The following is a 12,775-nucleotide window of genomic DNA, read 5'->3' as shown; positions in this document are numbered from 1 at the left end:
TCCGCGCTTGGATGGCTCCTCAAGATCAAATCCACGAACAATTTGTATTCCCTGAGGAGGTATTACCACGTGGTAACGCTCTCTAATAGACCAAATGCTTTAGGCGGCGCTGGACGCGACCAAGAATCTACCGGGTTTGCCTGGTGGTCTGGTAACGCCCGTTTAATCAACTTATCTGGCAAACTGCTGGGCGCTCACGTTGCTCACGCTGGTTTGATTGTATTCTGGGCTGGAGCAATGACTTTGTTTGAAGTCGCTCACTTCATTCCTGAAAAGCCCATGTATGAGCAAGGATTGATCCTTCTGCCTCACCTTGCCACTTTGGGCTGGGGTGTTGGTCCTGGCGGCGAAGTCATTGACACCTTCCCCTACTTTGTTGTTGGTGTACTCCACCTGATTTCCTCAGCAGTCCTTGGCTTTGGCGGTATTTATCATGCCGTCCGTGGTCCAGAAACCTTAGAAGAATACTCTTCATTCTTTGGTTACGACTGGAAAGACAAGAACAAGATGACCAACATCATCGGGTTCCACCTGATTATTTTGGGATGCGGTGCCTTGTTGTTGGTGCTGAAGGCAATGTTCTTTGGTGGTATCTATGATACCTGGGCACCAGGCGGTGGTGATGTTCGGATTATTACTAATCCCACACTTAATCCAGCGGTTATCTTCGGTTATCTGATCAAATCTCCCTTCGGTGGCGAAGGCTGGATTGTCAGCGTCGATAACTTGGAAGATGTCATCGGCGGTCACATCTGGATTGCCTTTATCTGTATTGCTGGTGGTATTTTCCACATTCTTACCAAGCCTTTTGCTTGGTCACGTCGTGCATCTATCTGGTCTGGTGAAGCTTACCTGTCTTACAGCTTAGGTGCCCTCTCCCTGATGGGCTTTATTGCCTCCCTGATGGTTTGGTACAACAACACTGTTTACCCCAGCGAATTTTATGGTCCTACTGGTCCTGAAGCTTCTCAAGCTCAAGCCATGACCTTCTTGATTCGTGACCAACGCTTGGGTGCTAACGTCGGTTCTGCACAAGGTCCCACAGGTTTGGGTAAATACCTGATGCGCTCTCCAACCGGTGAAATCATCTTCGGTGGTGAAACCATGCGCTTTTGGGATTTCCGTGGTCCTTGGTTGGAGCCTCTGCGTGGTCCCAACGGTCTAGACCTGGACAAAATCAAGAATGATATTCAGCCCTGGCAAGCTCGTCGTGCTGCTGAATACATGACCCACGCTCCTCTGGGTTCTCTGAACTCTGTGGGTGGTGTTGCTACCGAAATCAACTCCTTCAACTATGTGTCTCCTCGCGCTTGGTTGGCATGTTCACACTTCGTACTAGGATTCTTCTTCCTAGTTGGTCACTTGTGGCACGCTGGTCGCGCTCGTGCAGCTGCTGGTGGTTTTGAAAAAGGTATTAACCGTGATAATGAACCAGTAATGTCGATGGACTTCCTCGACTAGGTTACAAAGTTTCTTTCATCACTGACAATCAAATAGTTTACAGACTCTTGCATCAAAGCAAGAGTTTTTTTTATAAAAATAGTATTTACAGCTGAGGTAAATAAAATACATTATTTTTACCTCACACATGCGTAAAGGAAGAAACAAGATTGATTGTAGTCTAAAGTACAATACAGTTCAGTTAAGGCTAAAATTCTTTGTAAAAGTCAGTTTTTTAACGAACCGCAGAGGCGCAGCGGAAAGTCTGAGCGGAGGAAACCTCCGCTCAGAACTTTCCAAGACAGAGGACACAGAGAGAAGGAAAAAATGCTTAACTGAACTGTATTGGTCTAAAGTAATCTACCGAGGTAATTAATACTATGAGCGAATCGAATTTTATCGATGCTTTGCGCTGGACATCTGAAGCTAAAGAAAAATTGCAAAATATTCCCTTCTTTGTTCGTCCTCAGGCGAAAGCTCGAATTGAAGCCTTGGCTCGTCAAGCTCAGCAAGAGGTTGTGACGGGTGATTTGGTAGAACAAGCTAGGCTTGAGTTTGGACAATAAAATCGAGTCAGCTTCCTCCCACATTCATTGCTGCTAAAACAGCTTTCTGGCTGACATCTGTGTAAACTGTATTCAAATATTTCATTACCACCTCGGTGGAAGTTGAATTTACTAAATTTTCCTCTTCTTTCGCTAGAGGAATTACTCCCAAAACATCTAATATTGTCTCGCTACTGGAGGGTGCAATTACTACCAAGGATGACTCTAGTGGCTCATTATATTGCCAGAAAGAGTCTATTTTTACCGAATATTTGTTATGAGTAATTGATTGTTCAACATCAGATGTTTCTGAGGTGTTGGCTTCTATCTTGCCACTACGTAGCTGCCGTAAATCGCTGATAATTTGCTCTTTAGTGCGTCCACGTAATTGAAATAGCACAAAGGGGTCTTCACTAAAGCGATCGCCTAACTGATAGTATACCGCACCAATGTGTTTACAGGGATTGGCTTTATCAGGACAAGAGCATTTACTGTGGACATCGGCAAGGGTAAAAGGAAATAAAGAAAGACCATTAGCTGTGAAAACTTCTGCTATGTTTTGTGGCATTTCCCCCGCCAATAATTTGGCAGCGAAAATTGCTTTTTGTGACATAGTTTCAATGACATAACCCCATTGTTCATCGCTAAAAGGTTCAAGGGAAAGGGAAACTTTATAAGGTTCTACTTCACTACCTTGTACCCTAGCCAATACTTTTGCACCTTGAAAATCAATACTTAAAACATTTCCTTGGCGTGCATAATTTCTAGCACGTTCCAAACGCTTTTTAAAGCGATAGGAATCTAGTAAATCTAGCCATTGTTGTGACCACCATTCTCGACTTGCCTGAAGGGTATAATTGGTCATGGTTACTTCGCTCAAAGTAAAAGGGACTGGGGATTGGTTTTGACTTTCTAGTTTCTACTTTTTAGTTGATTACGAACTTATTCTGCATCCTCGTCAATTACTGCATTGCGGTCAAGAATTAGTAAGTTGCGAAGTTGGTCTGTATCTAGTTCAGTCAACCATTCTTCACCTGCACCTACAACTTGTTCGGCTAGTTGCTTTTTACTTTCAATCATGTCGTGAATTTTCTCTTCTAAAGTGCCAGTGCAGACAAATTTATGTACTTGCACATTGCGGGTTTGACCAATCCGAAATACTCTGTCTGTCGCTTGATTTTCTACTGCCGGATTCCACCATCTATCAAAATGAAATACGTGATTTGCTCGTGTTAAATTCAATCCTACACCACCTGCTTTTAGAGAAAGAATCATAATCGGTGGCCCTTGGGGATCGTGTTGGAAACGGTCTATCATTTCCTCGCGTTGTTTTTTAGTGGTGCTACCATATAAAAAGAATATTTCTCGTCCTAGATGTTTTTCTAAATGAGGTTTCAGCAACTTACCCCACTCAGCAAATTGAGTAAAGATTAAAGACCGATCGCCTTCTGCTAAAACTTCTTCTAACATTTCTTCTAGACGCAGTAGTTTGGCTGAATGATGTTGTTCTAATGTGGCTTGTTTCAAATATTGTGCTGGATGATTGCAGACTTGTTTGAGTTTGATTAGTAAAGCTAAAATCATTCCCCGACGTTGCAATCCTTCAGCAGATTCAATCTCTGCTAAAGATGCTTCTACTACTTGTTGATAAAGTGCAGCTTGGTCGGCAGTCAAACCACAAAATACCGTCATTTCTTGCTTATCTGGCAAGTCTTGAATAATTTCGCGATCGCTTTTTAATCGCCGCAGTATAAATGGCTGAACCAATGAACGTAATTGACTCAAAGAAGCGGTATCCCCATACTTTTCAATTGGCATAGCAAATCGCCGCTGGAAAAATTGCCGATTGCCCAAATATCCGGGATTGAGAAAATCCAAAATTGACCACAATTCTTGCAGTCTATTTTCTACTGGTGTACCCGTCAATGCAATCCGAAATGTCGCCGCTAATTGCCGCACTGCTTTTGATTGCTTCGCCTCTGAATTTTTGACATTTTGGGCTTCATCTAAAACAATTATCTGCCAAGGAACGCTCTCTAATAATTTAATATCTCGATGAATCAGCGAGTAACTAGTAATGACTAAATCATGTTTTTTTGTTGCTTCTACAAACGCCTTTCCTTTAGGACGTTTATCGCCGTGATATTCCAAAACTTTCAGGCTTGGTGCAAATTTCTTGACTTCTCTTTCCCAGTTGCCTAAAACCGAAGTTGGACAAACTAACAGTGTTGGATTTTCTAGTGCATCTTGTTCTTTGAGATGTAGAAGAAAAGCGATGAACTGCACCGTTTTTCCCAATCCCATATCGTCAGCCAGACACGCACCCAAACCCCAACGTTCCAAGAAGGACAGCCAAGCAGCACCGCGTTCTTGATAAGGTCGCAACTGTCCTTGAAAGCTGGCTGGTGTGGGCAAAGGTTCAATGGCCTGATTATTGGTTAGCGCCCCAATCAACTCTTGCAATGCGCCAGAGGCTTCAAAGCTAACCACCGGTAATTTTTCAATTACCTGGGTATCTCCTGTACTCAGACGCAAAGCATCTTCCAAAGAAAGCGCCATTTGGTCTTTGCGGGAAGCGAAAAAGGTTTGGGCTGTTTTGATATCTTGGGGTCGCAACTCCACCCACTCGCCATTAATTTCTACCAAGGGGCTATTTAAAGCCACAAGTTTATCAAATTCAGCTTTGGAAATTATCTGTCCACCAATTGCCAATTGCCATTGGAAATTTAACAAACTCTGCAACCCCAAACGGCCTTGCTTTGTCTTTGGAGTTTCGGCAGTAATTTTTAAACCCAAACGGTTTGCCCATCCTTCACGGTTCGTCAAACTGGGAGGTAAAATTACTCCCAAACCGCTATCTTCAAACCTCCAAGCCACAGACTTGATAAACTCGTATGCTTGGATGGGGCTGAGACGAAAAGATTGGGGATATTCTGTTTCTAAACTCGGTGCAAGGACTGGATACAATCGGGAAGCTAGCCCCAAACCCCGCAAAAATGTTTCTTGCGGTTGGTCAATTGTGCGATTTTCATATACCAATCGTTTAACTGGATTGTGCCAAATTGTTGCCGCATCCACTAAAAACTCTGGATTGTCAGCTGCTTGCAAGAAATACGCCAATGTCCAATCTGCTTCGCCAGACTCCGGAGAACGCAGTTGAAAACAAGTGCGAAACAGAGTTTTCAGAGTTAGCTGATATTGTAGCGGCATAGTCCATGCCTTAAGTGCCGCTTCTAGTCGTTCGACTTCAATTGCATCTGCATTGACTGTACTAGATGCATTAGTTAAAGCTGGCAACCACTCTCGCACCGCAGCTGGTAAGGACACAATCGCTTTGCCTTCCATCGGCGATTGTAAACCCACCATCTCTCGCACTTGGGTATTGATCGTACTGTTAAGAAATCCCAGCAACAATTCTTGGGGTTCTGTAGGGAAGTCTACATATATGGGGCATGGGGCATTGGGGAGCCACTGCGTTGGGCGGCTTTGCCGACTTGAAGCAAGTGGCGTCATTGGGCATTGGTTATTCTCCCTATCTCCCTCCTGATATGTGCGACAAACCAACGGCATCTTGGCAGAAAATCTTTCTAGGCGCGTGCCGTCTACAGCACTGTCTAAGAGTACTTGCCACTTAGCAACTGTAGAACCATCGGATTGTCGTTTAATGGTTGGTAAAAACTTACACCGAGAGATTAAATCGAGACTCCAACGGGCAACCTGTGACCAAAAGCGTAAATCTCCACCTAAAAAGGCATCTTCCCCTTTAGTGGCATTTAAGGGAACAGCAGCCAGAAATTTTATCGCTTGGGTGGGGTTGAGACAAAAACCTTCAACTCGCCACGGCTGTAGATATTGTGGTGAGTCTGTTTCTAAGCCGAAACTGGCAGAATGGACGGGGAAAATTCCTGCTGTTTCTTTACCAGTGCTTTCTGGTATATAAGTTGGTAGGGCAATGATTTGGGAGTGGGTTGGCAAAGCAATCTCAGTATTACTAGCTGCTTTGCGTGTCCGCCCAGTGCTGGCTACAGCAACTTGGGGTTGTTGGGTAAACTTGGCAATTGACATATTTTGGGAACGCAACCACTCGTTTAACTCAACCGATGTCATTGCCAATGGATGTAATGGTATTTCTTCAGATTCACTCGAAGCCAAATTTACTCGCGGCGATCGCCAAGTTTCTCCCCAAATAAATAAACAACCATTTTGATTTTTTACTAACCAATTACCGTGTAAAATCGCCATTTCTAACTACTCAAATTATCGTAAGATTAAATAATCCAATTACCAGGATTTTACTTGCTACATTTTTACCACAACAATCATTAATTAGTTATATATTGCATTACAATTATAGACTAATAAATCACTATTAAATTGAGACATTATTAATGGATTTTCCTATTTTTCGAGTTTTAAAAAATGGCATCCAAGTCGAAATAGATTATATGCATCCTCAAGAGGAGGAGACTGTGAGAGCATTATTAAATAGTGTAATTGTTGAAGGTAAAACTTATCCTCAAAAGCAACCTCTATCTCAAACAGAATTTTCCAGTTACTGGTTAAGCAAGGATGCCTTTGTAGTCAGGGCATCAACTGTGGATGCTACACAAAAACCCAAAGAAATATTGGGGGCATTTTATTTAAAGCCAAACTTTCCCGGTCGGTGTAGCCATATTTGCAATGCTGGTTTTATTGTACAACCTAGATTGCGGGGTCAGGGTATAGGAAGGTTCATGGGAGAGGCGATGCTCTTGATAGCAGCAAACCTGGGCTACGAGGCAGTCATGTTCAATTTGGTCTTTGAAACTAATATAGCTTCAATTACACTTTGGCAGTCGTTAGGATTTGAGATCGTTGGGCGGATTCCCCGTGCGGCGAAGCTAGAAAATGGGCAAGTGGTAGAGGCGCTGATCTTGTATCGCACTTTGCCTTGAAAGATACCAATCGATCTCGTTAAGTGTTGACTGATGACTATCGAGGGTTAACAGTCATCAATCAACAGTTAACTTTGTATGTACCAGAAGTCAGCCATAGTGCATAAATGTTAGGATTGCCACAGAAAGAGAATAGCGAAAGAGAAGGAAAAAAAACTGAATGGCTGAAGTTGATAAGTCAATATCCTTCGATGGACGGGATATTCGACTGAAAGTAGGCCTACTAGCTCCCCAGGCTGGTGGGTCGGTTTTGATAGAATCAGGGGATACAGCTGTTTTGGTGACGGCTACGCGATCGCAAGCCAGAGAAGGCATTGATTTTCTTCCCCTCACAGTAGATTACGAAGAAAGGCTATATGCCGCTGGTAGAATTCCCGGAGGAATTATGCGGCGCGAAGGTCGCCCACCAGAAAAAACAATTCTTACCAGCCGTCTGATAGATCGTCCTCTGCGTCCTCTGTTTCCTTCATGGTTGCGCGATGACCTACAAATTGTAGCTTTAACACTATCGATGGACGAGTTAGTGCCACCCGATGTGCTAGCAGTTACAGGTGCTTCAATTGCCACCCTGATTGCTCAAATTCCTTTTAACGGGCCAATGGCAGCCGTCCGGGTTGGTTTAGTAGGAGATGATTTCATCATTAATCCTACCTATGCAGAAATTGAAGCTGGAGATTTGGATCTGATAGTAGCAGGTTCACCGCACGGTGTGATTATGGTCGAGGCGGGAGCCAATCAATTGCCAGAGCGAGATATTATCGAGGCAATTGACTTTGGTTATGAAGCGGTGCGGGACTTAATCAAAGCCCAGGAAGATTTAGTTGCAGAACTCGGCTTACAACTAGTGCAAGAAGCAGCACCAGAAGTAGATGCGACACTGGAAAATTATATCCGCGATCGCGCTAATGACGAAATTAAGAAAATTTTGGCGCAATTTGATTTGGGTAAACCCGAACGTGATGCCGCTTTAGATGTCGTCAAGGAAAAAATTGCAACTGCGATCGCCGAACTACCAGAAGAAGACCCAATTCGAGTTGCGGCAACTGCAAATAGTAAGGCACTTGGTAATACATTTAAGGACATTACCAAATACTTCATGCGCCGTCAAATTGTCGAAGATAACGTCCGCGTTGATGGTCGCAAACTCGATGAAGTACGTCCGGTTTCTTGTCAAGTTGACCTGTTACCAAAACGAGTCCACGGCAGTGGTTTATTTAATCGGGGGTTAACTCAGGTATTAACCGCTTGTACCCTTGGTACGCCAGGAGACGCCCAAAACCTCAACGACGATTTGCAAACAGACCAATCCAAACGCTACATCCACCATTACAACTTCCCGCCGTTCTCAGTCGGGGAAACCAAGCCTCTACGTGCGCCGGGAAGACGGGAAATCGGTCACGGTGCCTTAGCAGAGCGATCGCTGTTGCCTGTGCTACCAACAAAAGAACAATTCCCTTACGTAATTCGCGTCGTATCGGAAGTACTGTCTTCCAATGGTTCCACATCAATGGGTTCTGTGTGCGGTTCCACCCTCGCCTTGATGGATGCTGGTGTGCCAATTCTCAAACCCGTCAGTGGTGCAGCAATGGGTTTGATTAAGGAAGGAGATGAAGTGCGTGTCCTGACTGACATTCAGGGCATTGAAGACTTTTTGGGCGACATGGACTTTAAAGTTGCTGGGACGGATACCGGAATTACCGCCTTGCAAATGGATATGAAAATCTCCGGTCTGTCTTTAGACGTGATTGCCCAAGCCGTCCACCAAGCCAAATCAGCCCGGTTGCACATTCTGGAAAAAATGCTCGCTTGCATTAGTGAATCGCGCACAGAAACTTCACCCTATGCCCCACGTCTGTTAACGATCAAGATTGATTCAGACATGATTGGTCTGGTCATTGGTCCCGGAGGCAAGACTATTAAGGGCATCACAGAGGAAACTGGTGCAAAAATTGACATCGAAGACGATGGCACTGTGACAATTTCCGCTGTGGATGAAAGCAAGGCGAAGAAAGCACGCAGTATCATTCAAGGCATGACCCGCAAGCTGCACGAAGGGGATGTCTACGTAGGGCGCGTAACCCGAATTATACCAATAGGTGCATTTGTCGAATTTCTGCCTGGAAAAGAAGGCATGATTCACATTTCTCAACTAGCTGACTACCGCGTTGGCAAAGTTGAGGATGAAGTCGCAGTAGGCGATGAAGTGATTATCAAAGTGCGCGAAATTGATAACAAAGGTCGGATTAATCTTACACGCTTGGGTATCCACCCAGATCAAGCAGCAGCAGCAAGGGAAGCTGCGGCGCTAAATCGTTAAATCGATTTGGGATTTTAGATCGCTCGAATCTAAAATCCGCGATGCCTACTGTGAAGGCATCGCCGTATGCTTCTCTAAATTAATTTAGACAAAATTGATCGCAGATACGAAGTAGCTAAGCGCAATTAACAATTTAAAATTTAAAATTCAAAATTAAAGACATTTTCAGAAGGGGACTCTTCGCCCGACTGAAACTGGGAATACGTATAGACGTAGCGCAAAGTCTGAGCTAAGGAAGCCTTAACTCAGAACTTTGTAACAAAGGCGTCTTAAACCCTTTGATCTACGAGAAATTTAAAGTTTGTAGTCAGGACTTTAGGCCTGATAATCCTGAATCAGCGATGAATCGCTCACTATCAACTAGGATTTTATAAAATGTTTAATTATGCCTAGCTACTTAACAGAAGTTTTGTAGTTTAATGCTACTTGTAATTCAACATATTCTAGCCATATCATTGAAACCAAAAAAAGTAGTTTGGTTTGGCGATCGCAACCCAACATACAATTTTTTTAACTTAACTGTAAATCAAACGGCACAAATAAAGCTAACTAGTAAAAGTTATTATTTATAATTTGTGATTGCACTTAGCTTTAATAATATAGTTCTGTTTATTCTCACCCACTGACTTATCGTTTTTTAATCACTATAGTTTTTCAATCACTCTGGCTAAATAAAAATTGGAGTCTACTTTTAAAGATTAAAAATTTTTTCGACTTTATTTGATAGGATTATGATGAAATAACCTCTTTCACCTAAAACTAATGCTTGCGAAGGATGATAATTTTCTCTAAACAGAGTAATAAAAAAACGTGAGTTCGACAGATTCCAAATAACCCCTCTCCAAACCTCTCCCCGCTTCGGGGAGAGGCTTAAAAACCTAATTTATCGTGCCCAACTCAAGATATTAAAGCCCCTCTCCGTCTCTGAAAGGGGTTGGGAAGAGGTTCATCGAACTCACGTTAAAAGAGCATTATTAACTGATCGTTCAGTTATTCAATTACTCAAATGTGAGAGTTACTACAGTAAATCGATTGGTTTTTAGTACATTAAATAAATTATTAATTTATTTAAAAATCATGCTTGCTATTAAATTTTAAATCTGTAATATTGAAGAATTAAATCCAAAAATCTACACCTTCACATAATGTTAACAAAATCTCTAAAAATTTTGAATGACCATTATCAAGCTCTGTCTAACGATGGACAAGATGTCATTCAAGGATTAACTCGAACGCCGAAAATTATACCCCCAAAATATTTTTACGATGATCGCGGATCAGAATTATTTGAACAAATATGTGAATTACCAGAATATTACCCAACGCGAACAGAAGCATGGATTTTGCAGCAATATGCCGATGAAATCGCCCAGATAACAGGTGCTTGTGAACTCGTAGAATTAGGCAGTGGTAGTTCCACAAAAACTCTATTTTTGTTAGATGCTTACCAAAGACTTGCCAGTTACTGTAGATATATACCCATTGATGTTAGTCGGGGAATTGTTCAATCTAGCGTACTAAAGCTGCAACAAAAATACCCAGCTTTTTTTATAGAGGGTTTAATTGGAACTTACGAACAAGCCTTAGCAAAACTAGAATCAACTTTTGCAGCATCACGGATGATTTTTTTCTTAGGCAGTTCTCTGGGGAATTTTAACCCCCAAGAATGCGATAAGTTTTTAGGACAAATTGCTAAAACTTTACAAGCAGGAGATTACTTTCTTTTGGGCATTGATTTACAAAAACCCAAGGAAATTTTAGAGCCAGCTTATAACGACAGTCAGGGAGTAACGGCTGCTTTTAACTTGAATATGCTGTCTCATTTAAATTGGCGTTTTCAAGGCAATTTTGACCTCAATTTATTCACTCATCAAGCTATTTATAATCAAGCTGATGCTCAAATTGAGATGTATCTGCATTGCCAAAAGAGTCATCGGGTATTTCTAAAAGCGTTAGATTTAGAAGTTTGCTTTGCAGATGGAGAAAGCATTCTCACGGAAATTTCACGCAAGTTTGATTTAGTAAATACACAAAAACAATTGGAGATACATGGACTGAAAACCTTGAAAATTTGGACAGATCCCAAGCAGTGGTTTGGATTAATTCTTTGTCAAGCTTAAATCTTGCTTTGTCAAAGTTTAATTTCAAGAGATATCTTTGGAACTGGCTCCTCTTCAAAATGAAAATTTAAGGGGATATAAAAACCTTGGCTACCAACAAGAGGACTTTAAAAACAACCTCTTAGAAGCCTTAGCTCGAACTTATCTGTTGAATTTTTCTTTATCAAATACTCAACCACCTTCTTAGTTCATCTTTCATCAATCTATGGAAGTAGTTTGGAACGCGCTAAAAAATATCAATTATTCTGGCGTCCCCGTCAGTAAAATTGTAGCTGTGATCGTTATTTTGACGCTGACACAGGTGTTGAGACGGTTGTTTATTGCTGTGATCATTAAAAGCATTGAGCGTTTTACTAGCAAAACTAAAAGTACACTTGATGATGAATTGGTTGCAGTTCTCAAACCTTCCTTAGGCTGGCTAATTTTCATTGGCGGAATATGGGTATCAAAAATCATTTTGGCAGATAACTTGGGGCCTCAGTTGAATGAAGCAATAGGAAAGACGCTCAACTTTACAGTCATTTTTATTGTTGCCTATGTTGTGTACCGAGCTTCTTCCATCTTTGGGCAGATAATTGCTAATGTCCTGCTGCACACCGAGACTGAGCTTGATGAGTTACTCCGACCATTGATGCCAAAGATTTTTCAAGCAGTAGCAATTATTGTCCTGGCAATTAAAGTCAGTGAAATATTTTTAGGACAATCAGCAGCTGCATTGGTTGGGTTATTAGGTGGTGCTGGTATTACGTTAGGTTTGCTGTTAAAAGATATTGTTTATGACTGGTTTTGTACATTGATTATCTACTCCGATAATCTCTATCGAGAAGGCGACTGGGTGGGAATATCAGGAGTAGATGGCTTTGTACAGATATTAAATATTGGATTCAGAACCACAACCCTACATCTAACAAAGTGGGGTTCGATCATCAAAATGCCCAATTCTCGAATGATTACTGGAATCGTGGAAAATTGGTCACAAAATCCTGGCAAAGAATTAAAGTGGGGACTTAATGTAATTCTGAAAATTGATGGAATTTCAGCACGGGAAACAGCCAGAATTTGTGCTGCTATTCAGGAAATACCAAAATCTATTCCCGGCTTTTCTCCATCATGTACAGTGCGGTTTAAAAAACTTGAAGAAAATGCCCGTGTCATTGAACTTATGGCATTTGTGAATGATGATAATCTCTACTTTGAGGCTGAGACAAACTTAAATCTAGCAATATTAGAATTACTGGAACAGGAAGAAATTGATTTCCTCTACGTGAAATTAGAAACCAGCCCAGAAAAATTTAAAAAAAGTCTCCCAGCGCCCAATAATTAAAAAAATCAATTAACTGACCAATGATTCATCGATAGTACAAGTTACTGGATGAATCCGTGAAATCAATCCAAAATTTAAAATATAAAATATAGAAT

8 protein-coding genes and 1 pseudogene are annotated in these 12,775 nt (G+C 41.8%); 7 read left to right on the top strand and 2 right to left on the bottom strand.

Features of this window, described 5'->3' with window-relative positions; genetic code table 11:
• The 3 genes and pseudogenes from ACM0OY_RS02265 to ACM0OY_RS02255 all read left to right on the top strand — a co-directional run.
• Positions 1–86 (top strand): annotated as a pseudogene (locus ACM0OY_RS02265) (photosystem II protein D2); the annotation flags it as partial.
• The gene (psbC, locus tag ACM0OY_RS02260) at positions 70–1,461 is read left to right on the top strand and encodes a photosystem II reaction center protein CP43 (RefSeq protein ID WP_414567271.1); all 1,392 of its coding nucleotides are present in this window, start codon (positions 70–72) and stop codon (positions 1,459–1,461) included. The pseudogene ACM0OY_RS02265 and the gene psbC, both read left to right, overlap by 17 nt.
• Positions 1,462–1,820: 359 nt before the next feature.
• The gene (locus ACM0OY_RS02255) at positions 1,821–2,006 is read left to right on the top strand and encodes a PCP reductase family protein (RefSeq protein ID WP_414567259.1); all 186 of its coding nucleotides are present in this window, start codon (positions 1,821–1,823) and stop codon (positions 2,004–2,006) included.
• 7 nt (positions 2,007–2,013) lie between these two features.
• Here the strand turns inward: ACM0OY_RS02255 and ACM0OY_RS02250 are convergent, their stop codons facing one another.
• Positions 2,014–2,850, bottom strand: coding sequence for an SWIM zinc finger family protein (locus tag ACM0OY_RS02250; protein ID WP_414567258.1), 837 nt, complete (start codon positions 2,848–2,850; stop codon positions 2,014–2,016).
• Between the two features lie 77 nt (positions 2,851–2,927).
• The gene (locus ACM0OY_RS02245) at positions 2,928–6,227 is read right to left on the bottom strand and encodes a DEAD/DEAH box helicase (protein WP_414567257.1); all 3,300 of its coding nucleotides are present in this window, start codon (positions 6,225–6,227) and stop codon (positions 2,928–2,930) included.
• Between the two features lie 146 nt (positions 6,228–6,373).
• On the opposite strand from ACM0OY_RS02245, the gene ACM0OY_RS02240 reads away from it, so the two are divergent.
• The 4 genes from ACM0OY_RS02240 (at position 6,374) to ACM0OY_RS02225 (ending at position 12,680) form a co-directional block, all read left to right on the top strand.
• The gene (locus ACM0OY_RS02240) at positions 6,374–6,919 is read left to right on the top strand and encodes an N-acetyltransferase family protein (protein ID WP_414567256.1); all 546 of its coding nucleotides are present in this window, start codon (positions 6,374–6,376) and stop codon (positions 6,917–6,919) included.
• A 160-nt stretch (positions 6,920–7,079) separates the two neighbouring features.
• Entirely contained in the window at positions 7,080–9,236 is a 2,157-nt protein-coding gene (locus ACM0OY_RS02235) for a polyribonucleotide nucleotidyltransferase (RefSeq protein ID WP_414567255.1), read from the top strand.
• A 1,145-nt stretch (positions 9,237–10,381) separates the two neighbouring features.
• Positions 10,382–11,356: an L-histidine N(alpha)-methyltransferase gene (egtD, locus tag ACM0OY_RS02230; RefSeq protein ID WP_414567254.1), complete on the top strand. Its 975-nt coding sequence runs from the start codon at positions 10,382–10,384 to the stop codon at positions 11,354–11,356.
• Positions 11,357–11,561: 205 nt separating this feature from the next.
• Positions 11,562–12,680 (top strand): mechanosensitive ion channel family protein, encoded by a 1,119-nt coding sequence (locus ACM0OY_RS02225; RefSeq protein WP_414567253.1) that lies wholly within the window; start codon positions 11,562–11,564, stop codon positions 12,678–12,680.
• Positions 12,681–12,775: the final 95 nt, after the last annotated feature.

It is taken from the genome of Nostoc sp. CCY 9925, from assembly GCF_963920935.1.
GTDB lineage: Bacteria > Cyanobacteriota > Cyanobacteriia > Cyanobacteriales > Nostocaceae > Nostoc.
The sequence above is the reverse complement of the archived record's forward strand: the minus strand, read 5'-3'. Positions and strand labels throughout refer to the sequence as shown.